The 23,882-nt window shown below is 68.0% G+C and carries 23 protein-coding genes and 1 pseudogene; 20 read left to right on the forward strand and 4 right to left on the reverse strand.

Translation table 11 applies throughout. The features are described 5' to 3' along the window. The first annotated feature begins 108 nt into the window (after positions 1–108). From ACSQ86_RS26085 to ACSQ86_RS26100, 4 genes are all read left to right on the forward strand, one after another. Positions 109–993 carry a LysR family transcriptional regulator gene (locus ACSQ86_RS26085; RefSeq protein ID WP_093108431.1) on the forward strand — a complete coding sequence of 295 codons (885 nt, stop codon included), beginning with the start codon at positions 109–111 and terminating at the stop codon, positions 991–993. Beyond that, entirely contained in the window at positions 993–1,967 is a 975-nt protein-coding gene (locus tag ACSQ86_RS26090; RefSeq protein WP_436305686.1) for an ATP-binding cassette domain-containing protein, read from the forward strand. The genes ACSQ86_RS26085 and ACSQ86_RS26090 overlap by 1 nt, the downstream gene beginning before the upstream one ends. 15 nt (positions 1,968–1,982) lie before the next feature. Beyond that, positions 1,983–2,825, forward strand: coding sequence for an ABC transporter permease (locus ACSQ86_RS26095; RefSeq protein ID WP_436305687.1), 843 nt, complete (start codon positions 1,983–1,985; stop codon positions 2,823–2,825). Between the two features lie 79 nt (positions 2,826–2,904). After that, positions 2,905–4,542, forward strand: a complete 1,638-nt coding sequence (locus tag ACSQ86_RS26100) for a hypothetical protein (protein WP_436309896.1) — start codon at positions 2,905–2,907, stop codon at positions 4,540–4,542. Here the strand turns inward: ACSQ86_RS26100 and ACSQ86_RS26105 are convergent. Continuing rightward, complete coding sequence (locus ACSQ86_RS26105; RefSeq protein ID WP_436309897.1) at positions 4,539–5,450, reverse strand: LysR family transcriptional regulator; 912 nt, start codon at positions 5,448–5,450, stop codon at positions 4,539–4,541. The genes ACSQ86_RS26100 and ACSQ86_RS26105 overlap by 4 nt on opposite strands. A 91-nt stretch (positions 5,451–5,541) precedes the next feature. Between ACSQ86_RS26105 and ACSQ86_RS26110 the strand changes: the two genes are divergently transcribed. The 3 genes from ACSQ86_RS26110 (at position 5,542) to ACSQ86_RS26120 (ending at position 8,659) form a co-directional block, all read left to right on the forward strand. Next, complete coding sequence (locus ACSQ86_RS26110; protein WP_436309898.1) at positions 5,542–6,573, forward strand: NAD-dependent epimerase/dehydratase family protein; 1,032 nt, start codon at positions 5,542–5,544, stop codon at positions 6,571–6,573. A gap of 117 nt (positions 6,574–6,690) precedes the next feature. Beyond that, positions 6,691–7,452, forward strand: coding sequence for an MHYT domain-containing protein (locus ACSQ86_RS26115; protein WP_436309899.1), 762 nt, complete (start codon positions 6,691–6,693; stop codon positions 7,450–7,452). A 46-nt stretch (positions 7,453–7,498) separates the two neighbouring features. After that, on the forward strand, positions 7,499–8,659 hold the full coding sequence (locus tag ACSQ86_RS26120; RefSeq protein ID WP_436305692.1) for an acyl-CoA dehydrogenase family protein: 1,161 nt from the start codon (positions 7,499–7,501) through the stop codon (positions 8,657–8,659). Here ACSQ86_RS26120 and ACSQ86_RS26125 read toward each other — a convergent pair. Beyond that, the gene (locus tag ACSQ86_RS26125; RefSeq protein WP_436309900.1) at positions 8,654–9,895 is read right to left on the reverse strand and encodes a DEAD/DEAH box helicase; all 1,242 of its coding nucleotides are present in this window, start codon (positions 9,893–9,895) and stop codon (positions 8,654–8,656) included. The genes ACSQ86_RS26120 and ACSQ86_RS26125 overlap by 6 nt on opposite strands. Before the next feature lie 39 nt (positions 9,896–9,934). Between ACSQ86_RS26125 and ACSQ86_RS26130 the strand changes: the two genes are divergently transcribed. From ACSQ86_RS26130 to ACSQ86_RS26145, 4 genes are all read left to right on the forward strand, one after another. Further along, entirely contained in the window at positions 9,935–10,150 is a 216-nt protein-coding gene (locus ACSQ86_RS26130; RefSeq protein WP_436305694.1) for a DUF3820 family protein, read from the forward strand. A 185-nt stretch (positions 10,151–10,335) separates the two neighbouring features. Further along, positions 10,336–10,740 carry an RNA recognition motif domain-containing protein gene (locus ACSQ86_RS26135; RefSeq protein WP_436305695.1) on the forward strand — a complete coding sequence of 135 codons (405 nt, stop codon included), beginning with the start codon at positions 10,336–10,338 and terminating at the stop codon, positions 10,738–10,740. A gap of 172 nt (positions 10,741–10,912) precedes the next feature. Beyond that, the gene (locus ACSQ86_RS26140; protein ID WP_093108420.1) at positions 10,913–11,401 is read left to right on the forward strand and encodes a tripartite tricarboxylate transporter TctB family protein; all 489 of its coding nucleotides are present in this window, start codon (positions 10,913–10,915) and stop codon (positions 11,399–11,401) included. A gap of 13 nt (positions 11,402–11,414) precedes the next feature. Beyond that, positions 11,415–12,926 (forward strand): tripartite tricarboxylate transporter permease, encoded by a 1,512-nt coding sequence (locus tag ACSQ86_RS26145; RefSeq protein WP_093108419.1) that lies wholly within the window; start codon positions 11,415–11,417, stop codon positions 12,924–12,926. Here ACSQ86_RS26145 and ACSQ86_RS26150 read toward each other — a convergent pair. Then, positions 12,889–13,776, reverse strand: coding sequence for an alpha/beta hydrolase (locus ACSQ86_RS26150; protein ID WP_436309901.1), 888 nt, complete (start codon positions 13,774–13,776; stop codon positions 12,889–12,891). The genes ACSQ86_RS26145 and ACSQ86_RS26150 overlap by 38 nt on opposite strands. A 14-nt stretch (positions 13,777–13,790) precedes the next feature. Then, complete coding sequence (locus tag ACSQ86_RS26155; protein ID WP_436309902.1) at positions 13,791–14,495, reverse strand: TetR/AcrR family transcriptional regulator; 705 nt, start codon at positions 14,493–14,495, stop codon at positions 13,791–13,793. 172 nt (positions 14,496–14,667) lie between these two features. On the opposite strand from ACSQ86_RS26155, the gene ACSQ86_RS26160 reads away from it, so the two are divergent. The 9 genes and pseudogenes from ACSQ86_RS26160 to ACSQ86_RS26200 form a co-directional block, all read left to right on the forward strand. Further along, on the forward strand, positions 14,668–15,534 hold the full coding sequence (locus tag ACSQ86_RS26160; RefSeq protein WP_436310305.1) for a fumarylacetoacetate hydrolase family protein: 867 nt from the start codon (positions 14,668–14,670) through the stop codon (positions 15,532–15,534). After that, a complete protein-coding gene (locus ACSQ86_RS26165) occupies positions 15,535–16,332 on the forward strand; it encodes an alpha/beta fold hydrolase (RefSeq protein WP_436309903.1) in 798 nt (265 codons plus the stop codon). Positions 16,333–16,334: 2 nt separating this feature from the next. Then, entirely contained in the window at positions 16,335–17,624 is a 1,290-nt protein-coding gene (locus ACSQ86_RS26170) for an amidohydrolase family protein (protein ID WP_436309904.1), read from the forward strand. A 10-nt stretch (positions 17,625–17,634) separates the two neighbouring features. After that, a complete protein-coding gene (locus ACSQ86_RS26175) occupies positions 17,635–18,918 on the forward strand; it encodes an amidohydrolase family protein (protein ID WP_436309905.1) in 1,284 nt (427 codons plus the stop codon). Then, positions 18,915–19,862 (forward strand): branched-chain amino acid ABC transporter permease, encoded by a 948-nt coding sequence (locus tag ACSQ86_RS26180; RefSeq protein WP_436309906.1) that lies wholly within the window; start codon positions 18,915–18,917, stop codon positions 19,860–19,862. The genes ACSQ86_RS26175 and ACSQ86_RS26180 overlap by 4 nt, the downstream gene beginning before the upstream one ends. A 79-nt stretch (positions 19,863–19,941) precedes the next feature. Next, positions 19,942–21,075 (forward strand): branched-chain amino acid ABC transporter permease, encoded by a 1,134-nt coding sequence (locus ACSQ86_RS26185; RefSeq protein ID WP_436309907.1) that lies wholly within the window; start codon positions 19,942–19,944, stop codon positions 21,073–21,075. After that, entirely contained in the window at positions 21,072–22,325 is a 1,254-nt protein-coding gene (locus ACSQ86_RS26190) for an ABC transporter substrate-binding protein (RefSeq protein ID WP_436309908.1), read from the forward strand. The genes ACSQ86_RS26185 and ACSQ86_RS26190 overlap by 4 nt, the downstream gene beginning before the upstream one ends. A 13-nt stretch (positions 22,326–22,338) precedes the next feature. After that, the gene (locus tag ACSQ86_RS26195; RefSeq protein WP_436309909.1) at positions 22,339–23,127 is read left to right on the forward strand and encodes an ABC transporter ATP-binding protein; all 789 of its coding nucleotides are present in this window, start codon (positions 22,339–22,341) and stop codon (positions 23,125–23,127) included. Then, positions 23,127–23,624: pseudogene (locus tag ACSQ86_RS26200) on the forward strand (ABC transporter ATP-binding protein); the annotation flags it as partial. The gene ACSQ86_RS26195 and the pseudogene ACSQ86_RS26200, both read left to right, overlap by 1 nt. Positions 23,625–23,882: the final 258 nt, after the last annotated feature.

The raw sequence follows: 23,882 nt of genomic DNA on the forward strand, positions 1-23,882 counted from the left end.
GCTTTCTCCTGTCGGGTGGGTGGATGAAGCCGATTCTTCTTTGATACGTCCTTCGGAGTAATAGGCTTTCCAGTATTTCACTGCTGCGATTTCCGGTCTAATCGCCTCATGGACCGCCTCAAAGCCATGCAGACTTTCGTGCAGATCGCCGACCAGGGCAGTCTGACCAAGGCCGCCGATGCGCTGGACAGCTCGCTGCCCGCCGTCGTGCGCTCGCTGGCTGCGCTCGAAGCGCACCTCGGCGTGCGCCTGTTCCACCGCACGACGCGGCGCATCTCGCTGACCGAGGAAGGCCGTCGCTACCTCGACAGCGCACGCGAGGTGCTGGCCGCGGCCGATGCCGCCGACCGCGCGCTCACGGTCGATGCGGCTGAACCCGCCGGGCAGCTCACGGTCACTGCTCCGGTGTTGTTCGGCCACATGTACGTGGCGCCGGCGATCGTTCGCTTTCTCCAGCGCTACGACAAGATGCGCTGCAGCGTGCTCTTGCACGACCGCAATGTGAACCTGCTGGAGGAAGGTATCGATGTCGGCATCCGCATCAGCCCGCTCGAAGATTCGTCGCTGGTCGCGCAGCAGCTCGGCAGCATCCGCCGCGTGGTGGTCGCGAGCCCGGCTTACCTGCGGCAGCACGGCATCCCGCGGCATCCGCGCGAGCTGCTGAAGGCCAACTGCGTGCGCATCCATCCGAGCGCCCCGGTTCACTTCCGGGAGAACGGCCGGAGCTTCGCGGTCGCGGCCAAGGGCAACCTGGAGTTCAACCACATCGCGCCCGCGGTCGAGGCCTGCGCCGCAGGCATGGGTTTCGGCATGTTTTTCTCCTACCAGGTGCAGCCCTTCGTGGCGCAAAGGCGGCTTGCGATCGTGCTCGAGGAGTTCGAGCTGGAGCCAAGGCCGGTGAGCGTGATCTATCCGCACGCACGGCTGCTGCCGGCACGCACACGCGCCTTCATCGACTGGATGAAGAAGGAGTTCGAGGGGTTGCATCTTTGATGCGCGAAGGCGCCGCCCGCTTGCGCCACAATGCCGCGGTGCCCAGCCCTGCTTCCCCTCTTTTCCACGCCAGCCACCTGCACAAGCGCTACGGCGCGACCACCGTGGTCGACGACCTGTCCTTCGAGATCGCGCCCGGCGAGTGCCTCGGCGTGATCGGCCCCAACGGCGCCGGCAAGACCACCACCATCCGCATGTGCCTGGGGCTCACCACGCCCGACGGCGGCACGATCGATGCGCTCGGCGGGCTCTCGATGCCGCGCGATGCGCGCGCCATCAAGGCGCAGCTCGGCGTGGTGAGCCAGTTCGACACGCTCGACCCCGACTTCAGCTGCGCCGAGAACCTGATGGTCTACGCGCGCTACTTCGGCATGCGCCGCGCGCAGATCGCACCGCGCATTCCGCAGCTGCTCGAATTCGCGGCGCTCTCGCACAAGGCCGATGCGAGGCCGGGCGAGCTGTCCGGCGGCATGCGGCGGCGCCTGTCTCTCGCGCGCGCGCTGGTCAACGATCCGAAGCTGCTGATGCTCGACGAGCCCACCACCGGCCTCGATCCGCAGGCGCGGCACCTGATGTGGGAGCGGCTGCAGCTGCTGCTGCAGCAGGGCAAGTCGATCCTGCTCACCACGCACTTCATGGACGAGGCCGAGCGCCTGTGCTCGCGCTTGCTGGTGCTCGACCACGGCCGCAAGATCGCCGAAGGGCGGCCGCGCGACCTGATCGCCGAGCACCTGGAGCCCGACGTGGTCGAGGTGTACGGCAACGGTGCGCTCGGGCTCGCGCAATCGCCGCTGAAAGAGTTCGCGGCCCGCGTCGAGGTCAGCGGCGAAACGGTGTTCTTCTATACGCAGGATGCGCGCGGCCTGCTGGCAGCCTTGGCGAGCCACAGCGGCTTGCGTACCTTCCATCGACCTGCCAATCTGGAGGACCTGTTCCTCAAATTGACCGGCCGCCAGATCCGCGAAGACGGCTAGTCGGAGCACATCATCATGTCGAGTCCAGCTTCTTCTCTGCCGGGCGCTTCCCCCACCCCTCGAGCGCCGTCGGTCTGGCGACCGCCCGAGCTCTCGATGCGCTGGTGGCCCGTGTTCCTGCGCAACCTGCTGGTATGGCGCAAGCTCGCGATCCCGAGCCTGATCGGCAACATCGCCGAGCCGCTGATCTGGCTGGTGGCCTTCGGCTACGGCATGGGCGCGCTGGTCGGCCAAGTCGAGGTGGGCGGCAGCAGCGTGCCCTACATCCTGTTCCTCGCCAGCGGCTCGATCTGCATGAGCTCGATGAACGCGGCCTCCTTCGAGGCGCTGTACTCGGCCTTCTCGCGCATGCACGTGCAGAAGACCTGGGACGGCATCATGAACGCGCCGGTGGGGCTCGACGACGTGGTGCTGGCCGAGATGCTGTGGGCCGGCTTCAAGGCCATCTTCACGACCACCGCGATCCTGTTCGTGATGCTGGGGCTCGGCATCAGCCACAGCCCCAAGCTCCTCGTCGCCTGGTTCGTGCTGGCCGGCGTGGGGGTCACCTTCTCGTGCATCGCGCTGATCTTCAATGCGCTGGCGAAGGGCTACGACTTCTTCACCTATTACTTCACGCTCTTCATGACGCCGATGATGTTTCTCTCGGGCGTTTTCTTTCCGCTGGAGCAGTTGCCGGGGGCGGTGCGCGCAGTGGCTGGCTGGCTGCCGCTCGCCAGCGCGGTGGAGCTGGTGCGACCGCTGTTCATGGATCAATGGCCTGTGGATTGGTGGCGGCATGCGGTGGTGCTTGTGGTCTACACCGTGGTGTCGTTCTGGGTGGCACTGGCCTTGACGCGCAAGAGGTTCAGGGCCTGATCCTTGTCCCGAGGGTGACTGCAAAGCCCCCCTCGTCTTCTCCTAGACTCCCCCGGCGACCAAGAAAAGGAGACAACACATGCCGCGAATCCTCGACGCAGCGCTGCTCGCCTCGCTACTCATCCTCGGCGCCTGCACCACCACCGCCCCGCCCACCCGCCCCACGGGCTGGGCTCCGCCCGAAACGCTGGTCGCTCCCTCCTCCTTCAGCGGCGTCCACGGCCTGGCCGTCGACCGCCAGGGCCGCTTGCTCGCGGGCTCGGTGGTCAGCAACACGATGTGGGAAGTCGACCGCAACAGCGGCGCCGCCCGCGTACTGATCGAGGGCCTCGAAGGCCAGGCCGACGACATCGCGGTCGGGCCCAAGGGGGAACTCGCGTGGACCAACTACCTGATGGGCATGGTCCGCTACCGCGAGAGCGACGGCGCTCCGATGCGCGTGCTCGCCAAGGACCTGCCCGGCATCAACTCGCTCGACTTCGACCGCCGCAACGGCAAGCTCTACGCCTCGCAGGTGTTCCTCGGCGACGCGCTGTGGGAGATCGACATGGCGGGCCAGAAGCCGCCGCGCCTGATCAAGAAGGACATGGGCGGCTTCAACGGCTTCGAGGTCGGACCGGACGGCATGCTCTACGGCCCGCTGTGGTTCAAGGGCCAGGTCGTGAAGATCGATCCGGCCGACGGCCGGCTCACGGTGATCGCCGAGGGCTTCAAGATCCCGGCCGCCGCCAACCTCGACGGCAAGGGCAATCTGTGGGTGGTCGATACGAGGAGCGGCGAACTGGTGCGCGTCGATCTCTCGACCGGCCGCAAGACGGTCGCCAAGCAGCTCAAGCCCTCGCTCGACAACCTCGCCATTGCGCCCGACGGGACGATCTACGTCTCGAACATGGCCGACAACTCGGTCGAGGCCTTCAGCCCGGCGACCGGCGAGGTGCGCATGCTGACCAGCGGCAAGCTCGCGGTGCCGGCCGGCCTCAAGATCGACGGCAACGACTTGTGGGTGGCCGACATCTTCGGCTTCCGCCAGGTCGACGCGAAGACGGGCGCGGTGCGCGACATCTTCCGCATGCAGCGCGATCCGGAGCTCGAATACCCGTTCGGCGTGGGCCTGTCGGCCACCCACTTCGCGCTGTCGTCGTGGTTCACCGGCTCGGTGCAGCTGGTCGATCGCAAAACCTTCAAGACCACTGCGATGCTGCATGGCCTCAAGGCGCCGGTGGATGCAATTCCGATGCCCGACGGCAGCCTGATCTATGCCGAGATCGCGACCGGCAGCGTGACGCGCGCGAGCGGCCCCAAGTTCGAGACCCGGCAGGTGCTGGCCAGCGGGCTCGGCGGGCCGGTGCAGATGATCCTCGGGCGCGACGGCGCGCTCTACGTTACCGAAGCCGCGGGCAAGCTGACGCGCATTCCGCTCGACGCCAGCGCGCCGCTGCGTGCCATCGCTGATGGGTTGGCGCTGCCCGAAGGCCTGGCACAAACGCCCTGGGGCAGCTTCATCGTGGCCGAGAGCGCGGCGCGGCGGCTGGTGGAAATCGATCCCGCGAACGGCACGCGCCGCACCGTGGCCCAGAACCTGCCGATCGGCCTGGCCGGCGGGCCCGGCATGCCGCCGCCCTACGTGCCGACCGGGGTGGCGGTGGGCAGCGACGGCACCATCTACATGACGGCCGACCGCAACAACGCGCTCTACCGGATCCGGCCGCAGCGCTAGAGCGGGCGGCCTTCACCGCCGCTGCAGTAGGCGGACAGCGCTTTCACCAGGTGGCCGAAGGTCGTGCGCACGCGCCGCACGCGCCGCAGGTCCTCATGCATCGTGACCCAGGTTTCGAGATCGTGGGTGAACAGCTCGGGAAGCACCGGCACCAGCGCCGGGTCGCGCCTCGCCAGCGCCTTCTGGCAGATGCCGATGCCGAGTCCGGCCCGGATGGCGCCCAGTTGCGCCAGCTGGTTGTCGGCGCGGCAGCTGAACATCGCGCGGCGCAGATCCAGGCCCCGGGCTTGCAACGCGCGCAGGACACCGGTGTCGCGGTCGGGCCCGATCAGCGCGAAGCGGCCGAGCTCTTCGAGGGCGCGCGGCGTGCCGTGCTTCTCCAGATAGGCGGCCTTGGCAAAGAGGCCGAGCTGCACCGCGCCCACGTGCGTGGCGACGACCGCCGCCTGCGTGGGCCTCACCATGCGCACCGCGATGTCCGCCTCGTGCCGCAGCAGATCTTCGGTGCGGTTGGTCAGGCTGAGTTCGAACACCAGCCCCGGCTGCGCCTCCTGCAGCTCGGCCAGCACCGCGGGCAGCACCTCGGCGCCCATCACATCGCTCGCGGTGATGCGCACCGTGCCGAAGACAGCATCGGTGTCGGCTGAGGCCGCTCGTGCGAAGGCATCCGCGGCGGCCGCCATGGTTTCGGCATGGGCGCCAAGTTCGCGTGCGGCTTCGGTCGGCGAAAGACCGCTGGGCGAGCGCGTGAACAGCGCGACCCCGAGGGAGCGCTCCAACGCATCGAGCCGACGCCGCACTGTCGGTTGAACGACGTTGAGTGCTCTTGCCGCCGCGGAGAGGCTTCCTTCGCGCAGTACAGCGAGGAAGGCGCGCTGGTTTTCCCAGTCGAGATGACTTGTGCTCATACATTTGATACTAGCTGATAGCACCGCTATGACAATTGTGTTTAGTGCGAGCCGCCTCAAGAATCGAATCCTCGACGAAAGGAACAGCGAAATGGAACAAGGTACGGCATTGGTGCTCGGTGCGACGGGCGGTATCGGCGGCGAAACGGCGGCGGCCTTGCTGCGGCGCGGCTGGCAGGTGCGGGCGCTGGCCCGCGACCCGGTCCAGGCTGCGGCGCAATGGCCGGCCGGCCTGGCACAGCCGGAATGGGTGGCAGGCGATGCGCTCGACGCCGCGAGCGTGGTGGCGGCGGCGCGCGGCGCGGCGCTGATCGTCCACGCGGTCAATCCGCCCGGCTACCGCAACTGGGAGACGCTGGTGCTGCCGATGCTGGAGAGCACGATCCGGGCGGCCGAGGCTTCAGGCGCCCGCATCGTGCTGCCGGGCACGGTCTACAACTACGGGCCGGATGCATTCCCCGACATCGCCGAGAGCGCACCACAGCGTGCGCTGTCGCGCAAGGGCGCGATCCGCGTGCAGATGGAACAACGCCTGCGCGAGGCGGCGCAGCGTGGTGTGCGCACACTCATCGTTCGCGCCGGCGACTTCTTCGGGCCCAGGGCCCGCAACAACTGGTTCTCCCAGGGGCTGGTGAAGCCCGGCCAGGCGCTCGCGGCGATCAGCGACCCCGGACGACGCGGCGTCGGCCACCAATGGGCCTACCTGCCCGACGTGGCCGAAACCATCGTTCGCCTGGTCGAACGCGAAAGCGCGCTCGCGGTGTTCGATACCTTCCACATGAACGGCCACTGGGACGCGGACGGCACACAGATGCAGGCCGCTATCCGGCGCGCCAGCGGACGGCCGGAGTTGCCGGTCAAGCGCTTTCCCTGGTGGCTGCTGACGCTGGGCTCGCCCTTCGTGCCGATGTTTCGCGAGCTGCGTGAAATGCGCTACCTGTGGCAGCAGCCGGTGCGCCTGCGCAACACACGGCTGCTGTCGGTCCTGGGGACCGAGCCTCACACGCCGCTCGACCTCGCGGTCGGCGCCACGCTGGCCGGCCTGGGCTGTTTGCAAGTCGACGGCGTCAAGGCTCGAGCGCATCAAAAAGCGGCAATAAGTCACACGTCGGCATCGATCTGAATAACAAGCGCTTAATTTACTTACAGAAATAGCTGTTACAGACTGGCGCAGCCCTCGGGCGCCGCGTCGGTCTTCTCACGGGGCCGGCCTTTCTTGGTTTTTCTTGGAAGGAAAGTCATGGACCCCCTCATCGGCCAATTGCTGACCCCGAAATACGCCCTCGGGACGGTGGTGCTCTCCTACGTGATTTCGTTCTTCGGCTCCTTGCTGGCCCTCTTGTGCGCGAGAAAGATGGTCCGTGCCGACGGCACCGTGGACTTCGCCATGCTGGCCTCCGGCGCCGTGGCCCTGGGCGGCATCGGCATCTGGTCGATGCACTTCATCGGCATGGTGGCCTACCGCCTGCCCGTTCCCATTGCCTACAACGTGCCGCTCACCGTCATTTCCCTGGTGGCTGCGATCGTCATCTCCGGCATCGCCCTGTACCTGGCGGGCGGCAAACGCTTCAACGTCAAGGGCTGGGTCGCCGGCAGCCTGCTGGCGGCGGTGGGGGTCTGCGTGATGCACTACATGGGCATGTTCGCGATGAGCATGCGCGCGACGATGAGCCTCGACTGGAACGTCGTGGCGGGCTCGTTCGCCATCGCCGTCATCGCCGCCGCCTCGGCCCTGTGGCTGGCCTTCAACCTGACCGAGCTGACGCACCAGGTGGTGGCCGCCGCAGTGATGGGCGTGGCCGTCTGCTCGATGCACTACGTCGGCATGATGGCGGCCAGCATGGTTTGCATCGCACCCACGGCCCCGAGCGCCTTCGCCATCGGCGGCAGCAACATCGGCCTGGGCGTGTTCGGCATCGCGGGCACCGTGCTGATCTTCATCCTCTGGGTGGTGACGGGCCGCGCGATCGACAACTCGCCACGGGGCGCGGCGCACGCATAGCCAGTTTGCGCAAGCGGCGCGCCGCGCTGCGCGCCTAGAGTGGGGCATGCAGTACACCCACGAACACCTCGAGATCCAGAAGACGCTGCGGCGCTTCATCGACGAGGAGATCAACCCGCATGTCGACGCGTGGGAAGCGGCGGAGAGTTTTCCCGCGCACGAGGTGTTCAGGAAGCTCGGCGCGCTGGGCTTGCTCGGCCTGAACAAGCCGGAGGAATACGGCGGCGCCGGGCTCGACTACTCCTACGCGATGGCGCTGGCCGAGGCGCTCGGCCATGTGAGCTGCGGCGGCGTGCCGATGGCCATCGGCGTGCAGACCGACATGTGCACGCCGGCGCTCGCACGCTTCGGCAGCGACGCCCTGAGGCGCGAGTTCCTCGCACCCGCGATCGCCGGCGAGACGGTGGGCTGCATCGGCGTCAGCGAACCCGGCGCCGGCAGCGACGTGGCCGGGCTCAAAAGCCATGCGCGCAAGGACGGTGGCGACTACCTGATCACTGGGCAGAAGATGTGGATCACCAACAGCCTGCAGGCCGACTGGATGTGCATGCTCGTCAACACCAGCGACGGACCGGCGCACCGCAACAAGTCATTGGTCATCGTGCCGATGGACAGCCCCGGCATCGAAAAGGCGAAGAAGATCAAGAAGATCGGCATGCACTCGAGCGACACCGGCCTGATCTACTTCGACAACGTGCGCGTGCCGCAGCGCAACCGCATCGGCGAGGAAGGCCAGGGCTTCGTCTACCAGATGCAGCAATTCCAGGAGGAGCGCCTGTGGTGCGCCGCCAGCTCGCTCGAACCGATGGAAGCCTGCATCGCCGACACCATCGAGTGGGCGCAGCAGCGCAAGCTCTTCGGCGGCACATTGGCCGACCAGCAGTGGGTGCAGTTCAAGCTGGCCGAGCTCCAGACCGAAGTGGAGGCCTTGCGCGCGCTGACCTACCGCGCCTGCGACCTCCATGTGCAGGGCGAAGACGTGACCGCGCTGGCCTCGATGGCCAAGCTCAAGTGCGGGCGCCTCACGCGCGAGGTGGCCGACACCTGCTTGCAGTTCTGGGGCGGCATGGGCTTCACCTGGGAGAACCGTGTGTCGCGCCTGTACCGCGACGGCCGGCTGGCCTCGATCGGCGGCGGCGCCGACGAGGTGATGCTGGGCATCCTGGCCAAGACCATGGGGATCGCAAAGCGGCCACCGCAGTCATGATGCGGATGCTTTGGCCGCCCTCAGCTTGTCTTTCTTGCTCGGCCTCTTTCCCTTGACGCCGCCGTTGCTGTCCGGCGCTCTTGCAGGCGCTTGGGTTTCCACCGGCTCGAAGCCCGCCACCCGCTCCCGCGGCACGTTCAGGCCCTGGCGCTTCTCGATGAGCCTGAAATGCGCCTCGCTGTCCGCGCTCACGAAGCTCAGCGCCACGCCGCTCTCGCCGGCACGGCCCGTGCGCCCGATGCGGTGCACGTAATCGACGGCCGAGCGCGGCAGGTCGTAGTTCACCACCGCCGGCAGCTGCACCACGTCGATGCCGCGCGCCGCGAGGTCGGTGGCGACCACCACCTTCACCCTCGAAGCCTTGAAGTCGGTCAATACCTGCGTGCGCTTGCCCTGGCTCAGCACGCCGTGGAAGGGTTCGGCATCGATGCCGGCCTTGCGCAGCTTGTCGGCCACGATCTCGGCCGCGTGCTTGGTGGCGACGAAGACCAGCACCCGCGCCCAGCCCTCGTGCTGGACCAGGTGGCGCAGCAGCTGCGTGCGCCGTCCGGCATCGACCTCGATCGCGCGCTGCAGGATGGCGGGCGCTTCGGCCGGTTCGGCCTGCACCTCGACGCGCACCGGCTCGCGCAACAGCCCCTCGGCCAGCGAACGCACCGCCTGCGGGAAGGTGGCCGAGAACAGCAGGTTCTGGCGCTCTGCCGGCAAGAGCGCGAGGATGCGCGCGAGCTCGTCGGCAAAACCGAGGTCCAACAGCCGGTCGGCCTCATCGAGCACCAGCATCGACACCGAGGAGAGCTTCAGCGCGCGATGGTCGACCAGGTCCAGCAGCCGGCCCGGCGTGGCGACCATGACATCGGCGCCGCCGCGCAGCGCCATCATCTGCGGATTGATGGAGACACCGCCGAACGCGACCGCGATCTTGAGCGACGACGCCAGATGCTGCGCCAGGCCACGCATCGACTCCCCGACCTGCGCGGCGAGCTCGCGCGTCGGCACCAGGATCAGCGCCCGCAGCCGGCGCGGCGCGGTCGGGCGCTCGCTCGCGAGGCGCTGCAGCAGCGGCAGCGAGAAGGCGGCCGTCTTGCCGGATCCGGTCTGGGCCGCGCCCAGGATGTCGCGTCCCTGCAGAATCGGCGGAATGACCGCGGCCTGGATGGCGGTGGGTGCGGCATAGCCCTTGTCGGCCGCGGCGCGCGCCATGGCAGGATCGAGGCCCAGAGAGCTGAATGGCATGAATGAGAAAGTTGGAGCGAGTGAAGGAGCATAGCCAGCATGACGCCCGATGACCTCGAACGCCTGGTCACGCTCGAAATGCCCTTCGGCAAGCACAAGGGCTGCGTGATCGCCGACCTGCCGGGCAACTACCTCCAGTGGTTCGCGCGCGAGGGCTTTCCCAAGGGCGAGATCGGCCGCCTGCTGGCGCTGATGCACGAGATCGACCACAACGGGTTGAGGGCCCTGCTGGCCCCGCTGCGCAGGCCGCGTTAACCCTTAATAAAAGCATTTCTGACAAATTCAGAATAGTGAACGACAATACCGGGGCGTCCTGGCATTTTTTCTGCCAAAGACGTGATCCGGTGATCGGTCAGTTTCGCGCCACAGCGCTGTTTTAGTTTGTTGTGATACAGGGACTCCATCGCTTTGTTTTGTTGGTTTGAATTAGGAGTCCTTCCATGGGCAAGAAACTTTACGTAGGCAACCTCGCTTACTCCGTGCGCGACGACACACTCGAACAGGCTTTCGGCCAGTACGGCTCGGTCGCCAGTGCCAAGGTCATGATGGAACGCGACAGCGGTCGCTCCAAGGGCTTCGGCTTCGTCGAAATGAGCAGCGACGCGGAAGCGCTCGCAGCCATCGAAGGCCTGAACGGCCAATCCCTCGAAGGCCGCAGCCTGACCGTCAATGAAGCCCGTCCGATGGAGCCCCGTTCGCCCGGCGGCTTCGGCGGCGGCGGTGGCCGCAGCGGCGGCGGTGGTTACGGCGGCGGCGGTGGTGGCGGCTACGGCGGCGGCGGTGGCGGCAATCGCAGCGGCGGTGGCGGCTACGGCGGCGGTGGCGGTGGCCGCGGCGGCTACTAAGCACATACCTCACGCTTCACAGCGTCGATGAAAAGGCTCCTTCGGGAGCCTTTTTCGTTGCGGCCGCGACAGGGAGAGAAGGGCCGATACGTGGAAGTCCGTACAGTACTGGTCAGCAAGCAGTCAGGCACGGGCGACGACCCTCGGGTGCACATCAACGAGGGTCGAGACAATGCGCATCAAGAGTCAGGCTGACTTCTATTCGGGAGTCATGTTCACCGCGGTGGGAGGGGCCTTCGCCATCGGCGCCACCACCTACAACATCGGCGACGGCGCCCGCATGGGGCCCGGCTACTTCCCGCTCATGCTGGGGATTCTGCTGGCGATCCTGGGCGCCGCGATCATATTCCAGGCGCTGGTGGTCGAGACCAACGACGGCGACAAGATCGGCAAATGGGCCTGGAAGCCACTCGCCTTCGTGCTCGGCGCCAACCTCGCCTTCGGCGTGCTGCTGGGCGGCCTGCCCAGCATCGGGCTGCCGGCGATGGGAATGATCCTCGCGATCTACGCGCTGACCATCATCTCCAGCCTGGCCGGCGCGCATTTCAAGCTGCGCGACGTGCTGATTCTTTCGACCATCCTGGCGGCCGGCAGCTACGTGGCCTTCATCTGGGCGCTCAAGCTCCAGATCCAGGTCTGGCCCACTTTCATTTCGGGCTGAGGACCGGCGCACCATGGATCTGATTCACAACCTGGCGACCGGCTTCGGCGTCGCCTTCACCTTCACCAACCTGCTGTACTGCCTGGTGGGTTGCATCCTGGGCACGCTGATCGGCGTGCTGCCCGGCATCGGCCCGGTCGCGACGATCGCGATGCTGCTGCCGGCCACCTACGCGCTGCCGCCCGTGTCGGCGCTGATCATGCTGGCCGGCATCTACTACGGCGCACAGTACGGCGGCTCGACCACCGCGATCCTGGTCAACCTGCCGGGCGAGTCCTCATCGGTCGTGACCTGCATCGACGGCTACCAGATGGCGCGGCAGGGCCGCGCCGGTCCGGCGCTGGCGGCCGCGGGCCTGGGCTCCTTCTTCGCGGGCTGCGTCGGCACGCTGATCCTTGCGGCCTTCGCGCCACCCTTGACCGAGCTGGCCTTCAAGTTCGGCCCGGCCGAGTACTTCTCGCTGATGATCCTGGGCCTGATCGGCGCCGTGGTGCTGGCCTCGGGCTCGCTGCTCAAGGCGGTCGCGATGATCGTGCTGGGCCTCCTGCTCGGCATCGTCGGCACCGACGTCAACTCGGGCGTGGCGCGCTACAGCTTCGACATTCCGGAGCTCACCGACGGCATCGGCTTCGTGGTGATCGCCATGGGCGTGTTCGGCTACGGCGAGATCATCGGCAACCTCTCGCAGCCCGACGACGAGCGCGAAGTGTTCACCTCCAAGGTCAAGGGCCTGTGGCCGACCAAGGAGGACTTCAAGAACATGGCGCCCGCGGTGCTGCGCGGCACCACGCTGGGCTCGGCGCTGGGCATCCTGCCGGGCGGCGGCGCGCTGCTGGCGGCCTTCGCGGCCTATGCGCTCGAGAAGAAGATCAAGATGCGCCCCGGCGAAATCGCCTTCGGCAAGGGCAACATCCGCGGCGTGGCCTCGCCCGAGTCGGCCAACAACGCCGGCGCGCAGACCTCCTTCATCCCGCTGCTCACGCTGGGCATTCCGCCCAACGCGGTGATGGCGCTGATGGTCGGCGCGATGACCATCCACAACATCCAGCCCGGCCCGCAGGTGATGACCAGCAACCCCGAGCTGTTCTGGGGCCTGATCGCCTCGATGTGGATCGGCAACGCGATGCTCATCATCCTGAACCTGCCGCTGATCGGGATGTGGATCAAGCTCTTGACCGTGCCCTACAAGTTCCTGTTCCCGGCCATCGTGCTGTTCTGCGCGATTGGCGTGTACTCGACCAACAACAACACCTTCGACGTCTGGATGGTCGCTATCTTCGGCTTCGTCGGCTACCTCTTCCTCAAGCTGCGCACCGAGCCGGCCCCGCTGCTGCTGGGCTTCATCCTCGGCCCGATGATGGAAGAGAACCTGCGCCGCGCGCTGCTGCTGTCACGCGGAACCTGGAGCGTGTTCGTCACGCGGCCGTTGTCGGCCGGGTTGCTGGTGGCGGCGCTGGCGCTGCTGGGCATCGTGCTGCTGCCCTCGATCAAGGCGAAGCGGCAAGAGGCTTTCGTCGAGGACTGAGCAGTCCCAGCAGTTGCAAGGCCCGCCGATGCGTTGGCGAGTGCGGGTCCGCCAGCTCGTTGAGCACGTCCATGTGGTTGCGCTGCGGAACGCGTTCTGCAGCGATGACGACGCGCGGACCCCAAGCCTGCGAGATCAGCGCCGCCTGCCGCAGAAACTCCTCACTCTCGTCGCCGCCGACCACCGTCACCAGCGATCCGCGCGACGGCGGTGGCATCGCGGCCGGGCTCAGGCGCTGCGCCGATGCTGCGCTCAGGCATAGGTCTGGAGCCAGGAAGGGCGCGTGCCGCAGCGGTTCGAGCTCGTACAGCCCCGAGATGGCCAGCGCCGACTTCACCAGGTCCGCAGGCAGGTCGGGCGCCACGGCGCGCCAGTCGCAGGCCAGCAGCATCGTTGCCAGGTGTCCGCCCGCGGAGTGGCCGGCCACCACGATGCGCTCGGGATCGCCGCCGTGTTCCGCCGCATGCCGATAGACCCAGACCAGTGCCTGCACGAGCTGCAGCGGGATGTGCTCGATGCTGACTGCCGGGCACAGCGCATAGTTCGCCAGCACCACCATCGCCCCGGCATCGACGAAGGGCGGGGCCACGAAGCTCTGGTCGCGCTTGTCCAGAGCACGCCAGTAGCCGCCGTGGATGTACACCAGCACCGGCGCACCGGGACGCACGGCCGGATGCACATCAAGGCGCTCGCTGGCGTCGTCGCCGTATGCGAGATCGCACACCCAGCCGGGCAGCTCGTAGGCCCTGGCCGAGGCATCGGCCCAATGCTTCAGGATCGAAGGATGCTCGGGAATGCGCGCGCGGTTGTTGTATTGCGCATCGAACCAGGCAGGCGATGGGCGGCGCACGACGGTCCCCGCGCTCAGCGCCGCTTCGCGGTGGCCGCGACGGCCTTCGCGCCGTTCACGCGGACTGCGCGCGGCGCGGGCTTCTGGTCGGATTCGCGCAGCGCCGCATCGATCAGCGCATCGGCCATCCACAGTGCCGTGCGCTCGACTTCGCGATCGCGCAGGCCCCAGATGTCCTTCAGGATCACATAGGGCTCGATGCCGTAGACCACCGAGAGCGCATGGTGCAGCCGGTCCCGCACAGCCGGCCGCAACTGTGGCGCGAGCGGCTCGATCGCATGCTGGAGGATGCGCACGCGGTGGCCGCGGCGATAGGGCTCCTCCTCCAGCAGCCCGGCGCGCTCGAGCGCCCACTGCTCCAGCGACAGCTGCGCGGCCGCGCGCAGCTGGGCCTCGAATTCCTTGAAGCGCGGAAAGGTCTGCGCGAACAGTTCGTGCACCCGCTCGCGGCCGCTCGGGTTGTCGGAGGCGAGCTTGCGCACCGGCCCGAGCGAGCTGTCGATCACCGCGGTGATCAATGCACTGCGACTCGGAAAGTAGCGGTAGGCCGTGGCGCGCGACACCTTCGAGCGCGCCGCCGCCTCGGCGACCGAAGGGATGTGGCCGTTCTGGCGAATGATGTCCATGGCGGTGTCGAGCAGGAGCTTGAAGGTGGCCGCCTTGACGCCGCGCTCGGGCGGCAACGGGGGTTCGCTCAGCTTGTGCTTCAGTCGCGCCATGGGGTTTGTACGGAGTGCCGAAGGGCTGGGCTTCGCTTGTGGAGGTCTGAGGTCGGCACGTATGATGCACCGATCCCGATTTGAGACGCAAGTCTCAAAATGGGCAGTTCCCTGATCTCGAGGCGGCCGGTGCCACCGGCAAGAACCGCGAGACATGATGGAGACAAATGCGATGCGCTTGGCCAGCTGGAGTTGGGGCGGACGCGATCACGTGGGCACGATCTCGCCGGACGGGCGTGAGGCCACGCCGCTTGCCGTGCGCGACGCATCGCTGGGCGCCCTGCCGCTGATCCAGGCGCTCGCGCGCCACGAGCCGCTGCCGCAGCCTTCCGGCGCGCGGCTGCCGGTCGAGGTGCTCACGCTGCGCGCGCCGCTGCCGCGCCCGCTGCGCAGCCTGTTCTGCATCGGGCGCAACTACCGCGCGCACGCCACCGAACTCGCGAGCACGGTGTTCCGCGAGACCATGCCCGAGAAAGACCCGTGGCCGATCGTCTTCGGCAAGCTGGGCGAATGCGTGGTCGGGCCGCATGACGTGGTGCGCCTGCCCTCGCCCGCCACCTCGGTGCAGATCGACTACGAATCGGAGCTGGCCGTGGTCATCGGCCGCGGCGGGCGCGACATCCCGCGCTCGCGCGCGATGGACCATGTGTTCGGCTACACGATCGTCAACGACGTGACCGCGCGCGACGTGCAGATGCGCCACCAGCAATGGGAGCTGGGCAAGAGCTTCGACGGCTTCTGCCCGATGGGACCGTGGATCGTGACCACCGACGAGGTCGACGGCCGCGCGACGCGCGTGCGCGGCTGGGTCAACGGCGCGCTGCGCCAGGACGGTCTGACGAAGGACATGATCTTCGACATCCCCACGCTGATCGAGACCTGCTCGCGCGGCATCACGCTGCATGCGGGCGACGTGATCGCGACCGGCACGCCGGCCGGCGTGGGCATGGGTCAGACGCCGCCGCAGTGGCTGAAGTCCGGCGATCTCATGCGCATCGAGATCGACGGCCTGGGTGTGATCGAGAACAGGTTCGAATAGATGACCTTCCAGTTGATCGACCGCATCGCGGTGGAAGAGGAAGGCGAAGGCCCTGCCGTCGTCTGCGTGCACGGCCTGGGCGGCAGCTCGAACACTTACACGCCGCTGATGCCGGCGCTGGCGCGGCATCGCGTGATCCGCGTCGACCTGCCGGGCAGCGGACGCTCGCAGCGGGCCGAGGGCGCGCTCTCGATCGAGCGCTATGTCGAAGCGCTGCTCGCCGTTTGCGAGCGGCTGAAGGTCACGCGGGCCCACTGGATCGGGCATTCGATGGGCACCATCGTCTGCCAGCACATCGCCGCCGGCCATCCGAAGCTGGCGGCCAGCGTCGCGCTGTTCGGGCCGCTGATCGCGCCACCGGACGCCGCCCGTACCGCCATGCAGGCCCGCGCGGCGAAAGCACGTGAGGGCCCGGCCGGCATGCACGAGATCACCCAGTCGCTGCTGCAGGCGGCGATCTCCGCGGACACGCGCCAGCGCCTTCCGCTGGCCGTGGCCTTCGTGCGCGAGAGCCTGATGCGGCAGGACGGCGAAGCCTATGCGCGCAGCTGCGAGGCGCTCGCCGGCGCGCAAGCCGCGGCGGTGGAGCGCATCGAAGCGCCCGTGCTGCTGGTCACCGGCAACGAGGACGGCGTGGCGCCGCCGCAGGCGGTGCGCGCTATGGCCGACAAGCTGCACAACGCGGCCAGCAAGCGCGTGGTGGTGCTGCCGCGCTGCGGCCACTGGACGCCGGTCGAGCGTCCGGAGGAATGCCAGCGCGAGCTGCGCGACTTCCTGGCAGACAACGCGAGGAGCTGAACATGGCCGATGTGATGTTCACCAACGTGCGCATCTTCGACGGCGGCGGCGAGGCCCCCTTCACCGGCGACGTGCTGGTGCAGGGCAATCGCATCGCGCGCGTCGTGCCGACCGGCTACGGCGCCCGTTCCGCGCCGGTGATGGGCGCGCAGTTGATCGACGGCGCCGGTGCCTTCCTGATGCCGGGCATGGTGGAGGCGCACACGCATTTCTCGTGGAACGACCAGCCCAGCCTCGACGCGATCCAGCGCATGCCGCCCGAAGAGCACATCCTGTGGTGCGCCGAAGTCGCGAAGCGCTACCTCGACATGGGCTGGACCAGCTGCGTCGGCGCCGCGGCGGCCAAGCCGCGGCTCGACGTGGTGATCCGCAACGCGATCGCCGACGGCACCATCGTCGGCCCGCGCTACCTGGCCGCCAGCCAGGAAATCACCGTGCCCGGCGGCCTCGGCGACACCACGCAGCCGCACCTGCCGCAGCCCGAGTTCGCCTTCGGCGCGGTGGTCAGCGGTGTCGAGGAGATGCGGCGCTGCGTGCGCATGTTCGTCAAGTACGGCGTCGACTCGCTGAAGATCAATCTCTCGGGCGAGTCGATCACCGGCATGCCGAGCGAGATGAGTCAGTTCACCGAAGAGGAGATCGCGGTCTGCGTGCAGGAGGCCAAGGCCTGGGGCAAGCGCGTCGCGGCGCATGCGCGCTCCACCTGGTCGATCAAGCAGTGCGTGAAGCAGGGCATCGAGGTGATCTACCACGCCAGCTTCACCGACGAAGAAGCGCTCGACATGCTCGAGGAGCACAAGTTCGAGCACTTCATCGCGCCGGGGCTGGCCTGGCTCATCAACACCTGCCATCACGCGAGCGAATGGGGCCTGACGCCCGAGGTCACGCGCAAGATGGGCTACCACCGCGAGCTCGAAGCCGCGGTCGAGAGCATGCGTGCGATGCGCAAGCGCGGCATCCGCATCCTGCCCGGCGGCGACTACGGCTTCGCGTGGACGCCGCACGGCACCAACGCGAAGGACCTCGAGTACTTCGTCAAGTACGTCGGCATGAGCACGATGGAAGCGCTCTTGTCGGCCACCGCCTGGGGCGGCCCGATGATGCGCATGGGCAAGGTGCTCGGCTACATCCGCGAGGGCTACCTGGCCGACATCCTGCTGATCGACGGCGACCCGCTGGCCGACATCAGCGTGCTGCAGGACAAGACCCGGATCCTGGCCGTGATGAAGGACGGCGAGTTCCACCGCGCGCCGCCGGTGCGGCGCACCCAGCCGACGCGCTGGGCTGCCTAGGAGAACCACGATGGCCGATGTCGTCTTCACCAACGTTCGCATCCTCGACGGCACGGGCCAGAACCCCTACACCGGCAGCGTGCTGGTGCGCGGCAACCGCATCCGCCAGGTCGGCCGCAGCACGGCGCCGATCGCGCCGGGCGGCGCCATGGTGGTCGACGGCGCCGGCGCCACGCTGATGCCCGGCCTGTGCGAGGCCCACACGCACTTCTCGTGGAACGACGCGGCCACGCTCGCAGCGATCCAGCGCATGCCGCTGGAGGAACACGTGCTCTGGTGCGCCAAGGTCGCCAAGCGCTATCTGGAGGCCGGCTTCACCTCCTGCGTCGGCGCGGCCTGCGCCAAGCCGCGGCTGGACGTGGTGATCCGCAACGCCATCAACGCCGGCCAGATTCCCGGGCCACGCTATCTGGCCGCGAGTCAGGAGATCACCGTGCCCGGCGGCCTCGGCGACGAGACCTTGCCGCACCTGCCCTTCCCCGAATTCAGCTTCGGCGTGAACGTGAACTCGGCCGACGAGATGCGCAAGGTCGTGCGCATGTTCCTCAAGTACGGCGTCGATTCGATCAAGCTCAATCTCTCGGGCGACAACTTCACGCCCGACTCGCCGGCCGAGACCACCTGGATGAGCGATGCCGAGGTGCACGCCGCTATGGAGGAAGTGCGGGTGCGCGGCAAGCGCGGCACCGCGCATGCGCGCTCGGCGGCCTCGGTCAAGCAGGCGCTGCGCCACGGCATCGACGTGATCTACCACGCCAGCTTCACCGACGAGGAGACGCTCGACATGCTCGAGGCCGCGAAGGAGCGCGTCTTCGTCGCGCCGGGCATCGCGATCATTTACGCGATGCTGCACGAGGCCGCGCCCTACGGCATCACGCACGAGAAGGCGGTCGCCATGGGTTACCAGATCGAGTGGGATGCGGCGCTCGAATCGCTCAAGGCCATGCACCGGCGTGGCGTGCGCATCCTGCCCGGCGGCGACTACGGCTTCGCCTTCACGCCGCATTGCCAGAACGCGCGCGACCTGGAGTTCTTCGTCAAGTACCTGGGCTTCACGCCGGCCGAGGCGATCCGCTCCGCCACGGTCTACGGCGGCCAGATCATGATGCGCGGCCACGAGCTCGGCGCCATCCAGGACGGCTACCTGGCCGACCTGCTGCTGGTCGACGGCGACCCGCTCGCCAACCTCGCCATCCTGCGCGATCCGAAGCGCATCCTCGCGGTGATGAAGGACGGCGAGTTCGCCAAAGCGCCGGAGATCGCGTCGCAGCGGGCGTGGGAGCGCGCTGCATGACGAAGAAGGCCCGCTGGCTGCTCTGGCTGCTGGTAGGCGGCCCGATCCTCGCGTTTTCGCTCTGGGCGCTCATCGACAACGCCCGCCTCTACCTCGTCACGCTACTCAACGGCTTGACGCTCGCCTCGCTGTACTTCATCGTCGCCAGCGGTTTCACGCTGGTCTTCGGGCTGATGCGCAACGTCAACCTCGCGCACGGTTCGCTGTACCTGCTCGGCGGCTATGTCGGCTACGTGGTCGCGAACCACACCGGCTGGTGGATCCTCGCGGTGGCGGCCGGCTTCGCCGCGGCGGCGATCGCCGGGCTCCTGATCCAGTGGCTGATCCTGCGCCACATGCAGGGCCAGGAACTGCGCCAGACGCTGGTGACGATCGGCCTCTCGATCGTGATCGCCGACGTGCTGCTGTGGATCTTCACCGGCCAGGTGCACCAGCTCGAAGCGCCGGCCTGGCTGCAGGGGCCGATCCGCGACATCCCGCTGATCCGCGCGTATTCCGCCTACCGGCTCAGCCTGCTCGGCTTCGGCATCCTGATCGGCGTCGGGCTGTGGTGGCTGCTGAACCGCACGCGGGTCGGCATGATGATCCGCGCCGGCGTCGACGACCGCGCGATGCTCGCCGCCGCCGGCGTCAACGTGAACCGCGTGTTCGCGATCACCTTCATGCTCGGCGCCGGGCTGGCCGGCTTCGGCGGCGTGATCGGCGCGGTCGAGCTGTCGATGGTGCCGGGCGAGGACATCCGGCTGCTGCTCGCCTCCTTGATCGTCGTGATCGTCGGCGGCATGGGCAGCGTCGTCGGCGCCGCGATCGGCGCAGTGATCCTCGGCCTCGCGGAAACCTACGGCCTGGCCTACGCGCCGACCTACAGCGTGGTCTTCACCTTCGGCATCCTGATCCTCGTGCTCGCCTTCCGGCCGCGCGGGATCATGGGGAGGGCGTCATGAGTGCCGCGCCGGGCCGCCCCAAGCAAGCGAACGTCCCCTTGGGGGACCGGCGCCGGTACTCCGGCGACGAGGGGCTCACATGAGTGCCGCGCGCTGGCGGCGGGCGATGAATGCGCGCGGCACCGTGGCGCCGCCGCCGCGCCCGGCGCCTGCCGTGTCCCTCCGGACCGTTCCCTCGCAGCCCATCGACAACGCACGACGCTGGATCGATGCGCTGCGCGAGCACATCGGGCCGCACCACATCGTCGTGCTCGCCGGCCTGCTGGTCCTCCCGTTCGTCGCCTCGCCCTTCTTCACCTTCCAGGTCGCCGCGCAGGCGCTGGTGCTCGGGCTGATCGCGCTGTCCCTGACCTTTCTGGCCGGCTACGGCGGCATGGTGTCGCTGGCGCAGATGACGGTGGCCGGCATCGCCGGCTATGCGCTCGCGGTGCTCGGCACCAGCAGCAGCGCCGAGATCAGCCTCGGCTGGCCGTGGTGGGCCGCAGTGCCGTTCGCACTCCTCATCGCCACCATCGCCGCGACCTTGATCGGCTGGCTCTCGGTGCGCACCGAAGGCATCTACACGATCATGATCACGCTGGCGATCGGTGTCGCGTTCTACTACCTGGTGCTGCAGAACTACAGCCTCTTCAACGGCTTCCAGGGCCTGCGCGAACTGAAACCGCCGACCGTCTTCGGCATCACCTGGCGCGACCCGCTGCCCTTCTACTTCCTCGCGCTGGCCTGGTCGCTCGGCGGCTACCTGCTGGTGCGCTGGATCGTGCGCACGCCCTTCGGCATCGCGCTGCAGGGCATCCGCGACAACCCGCGGCGCATGCGCGCGCTCGGCTTCCACGTGGTCGCGCACCGCGTGGCCGCCTATGCGCTGGCCGGCGCGATCGCGGCGGTCGGCGGCATCCTGCTCGCCTGGTACAACGCGCTGATGTCGCCGGGTTCGGTCGGCACCTCCTGGCTCATCAACATCCTCGTGATCGCGGTGCTCGGCGGCATGCGGCACCCGATCGGCGCCTTCCTCGGCGCGCTGGTCTTCGTGCTCTTGCAGACCTTCGCGATCGACCTGATCGACCGCGAGCGCTTCAACCTCGTGATCGGCGGCGTGTTCCTCGCCATCGTGCTTTTTTCCCCCGACGGCCTGCTCGGACTGTGGGCGATGTTGCGCTCGCGTTTAGCACCGAGACCAGGCTTGACTTCCAACCAAAGGAGACAACCGTGAACGTGAACAAGCGACTCTGGGTTCGTTCGATGTTGGGTGCGGCCGCCGCGGCGGCGCTGGCCGGTGGCGCATGGGCGCAGGGCCAGCCGGTCAAGATAGGCCTGCTGGCCACGCTCGAAGGGCCGTTCGCGGCCGGCGGCGCGGACGGCATGCGCGGCGCCGAGCTGGCGGTCAAGCAGCGCGGCGGCACGGTGGCCGGCCGCAAGATCGAGGTCATCAAGGCGAGCTCGGACGCCAAGCCCGACGTCGCGGTCAACGCGACGCGCAAGCTCGTGGAGCAGGACAAGGTCGACATCATGGTCGGCCCGCTGTCGGGCGGTGAAGGCATCGCGGTCAAGGACTATTCCAAGACCCAGCCGCAGGTGACCTTCATCAACGGCGCCTCCGGCGCGCAGTCGACCACGCTGGTCAACCCGAGCCCGAACTTCTTCCGCTTCAACACCGAGGGCGCGCAGTGGATGGTGGGCCTCGGCAAGGCGGCGCTGGCCAAGGGCTACAAGCGCACGATGGTGATCGCCGAGGACTACGCGTTCCCCTACTCGCAGGTGCAGGGCTTCATGGCCGAGTACTGCAAGGCCGGCGGCAAGGTGCCCGAGAAGGCCTGGGTGCCGCTGGGCGGCAAGGACTACTCGTCGGTGATCGCGAAGATCCCGAAGGACGTCGATGCGCTGCTGGTCGTGCTCGGCGGCGCCGATGCGGTCAACTTCCTGACCCAGTACGAGAACGCGGGCGGCGACAAGCCGATACTCGGCGGCTCGATCACCGTCAGCCAAGACATTCTGAACTACAAGGGCAAGCGCCGCGACTCGCTGATCGGCACGCTGTCGGCCGGACCGCTTGCCGACGCCTACGACGGCGCGGACTGGAAGGCCTTCGTCTCCGACTATCAAAAGAACTACCCGGTATCGGCCGGCGGCTACCCGAGCCCGAGCCTGTTCGCCTACGTCTACTACGTCAACATGAAGGCGGCGCTCGACGGGCTGGCCGCGGTCAACGGCGACCTCTCGAACAACCAGGCGAAGTTGCGCGATGCGCTGGCCAAGATGACCTTGAAGACGCCGAACGGCGACGTCAAGCTCGACGCCAACCGCCAGGCGATCGGCACCACCTTCGTCACCGAGGTGGTGAAGGACGCGCAGGGCAACCTATTCAACAAGGTGCACAGCAAGGTCGACAACGTCAATCAGCTGCTGGGCATGAAGCCGGACGAGTTCAAGATCGGCTCGCGCGACGTGCCGAGCTGCCCGTAAGCGAAAGGCGCCGGTGGCTTCCGTCACGTCCATCGCCAGGCCGCCCGCACCGCTCGCGTCCAGCGACGCGCTGGTGTTGGCCGGCGTCACGCGGACCTTCGGCGCGCTGCGGGCGGTCGACGACATCTCTTTCGCGGTCGCCGCAGGGCAGAAGTACGCGGTGCTCGGCTCCAACGGGGCCGGCAAGACCACGCTCTTCAACGCCATCACCGGCGACTTCCCGCCCACCGCCGGGCGGATCCGCTTCTTCGGTGAGGACATCACCGAGCTGCCGCCCTACGAACGCATCCGCAAGGGCTTGCGGCGCACCTACCAGTCCTCGTTGCTGTTTCGCGAGCTGACGGTGCGCGACAACCTGTTCCTCGCAGTGCGCGGGGTTGCCAGCGGCCGCTTCAGCTGCTGGCGGCCGCGCGCGACCGACGCGTCCATGGTCGCGACACAGGACCTGCTCGAACGCTCGCGCCTGGCCCACATCGCGAACGAGCGCGTCGCCAATCTGGCCCATGGCCAGCAGCGCCAGCTGGAGATCGGCATGGCGTTGGCCGGCGCGCCGCGCCTGATCCTGTTCGACGAACCGGCCGCGGGCCTGTCGCCGGCCGAGCGCCGCGAGCTCGTCGCGCTGCTGCGCTCGCTGCCTGCGCACATGAGCTTCGTCCTGATCGAGCACGACCTCGACATCGCCTTGCGCGTGGTCGACAGAGTCACCGTGATGCACAACGGGCGCGAGCTTCGCACCGGCAGTCCCGGCGAGATCGAGAACGACGCGCAGGTGCAGGCGATCTACATGGGGAGCCGGCACTGATGACCTGGTTCCGCGCCAAGCACGACAACGCGAGCAGCGGCAGCGCGCCGGCGCTCGCGATCGAATCGCTCGACGTCTTCTACGGCCGCGCCCATGCGCTGCAGGGCGTGAGCCTGACGCTGGAACGCGGCGTGCTCGGCATCGTCGGCCGCAACGGCATGGGGAAGACCACGCTGTGCAACGCGCTCACCGGGCTGGTGCCGGCGCGCGGCAGCATAAGGCTCGCGGGCGAGGAGATCCTCGGCCTGGCGCCGAACGAGATCACGAAGCGTGGCATCGCCTACGTGCCGCAGGGACGACGCGTGTGGCCCTCGCTCTCGGTCGACGAGACGCTGCGCCTGGTCGCCGTCCGGCGGCGCGAAGTCGACCGCATCTACGCCATGTTCCCGCGCCTCGCCGAACGCCGCGGCCACGGCGGTGCGCAACTCTCCGGCGGCGAGCAGCAGATGCTCGCGATCGGGCGCGCGCTGCTGCTGGACCCGAAGCTGCTGGTGATGGACGAGCCCACCGAGGGGCTGGCGCCGGTGATCGTCGAGCAGGTGGCGCAGGCGCTGCGCGATCTCGCGACCGAAGGCAGGATCGCGGTGCTCCTGATCGAGCAGAACCTCGGCGTGGCGATCTCGGTGGCCGACCGGATCGGCGTGATGGTCAACGGCCGCATCGCGCAGCAGATGCCGATCGCCCAGCTCGCCGGCGATCGCGAGCTGCAGGAGCGCCTGCTCGGCGTGCGCTCGAACGGCCATGACGAGGAAGCC

It is taken from the genome of Variovorax sp. LjRoot130 (assembly GCF_964253755.1).
Lineage (GTDB): Bacteria > Pseudomonadota > Gammaproteobacteria > Burkholderiales > Burkholderiaceae_C > Variovorax.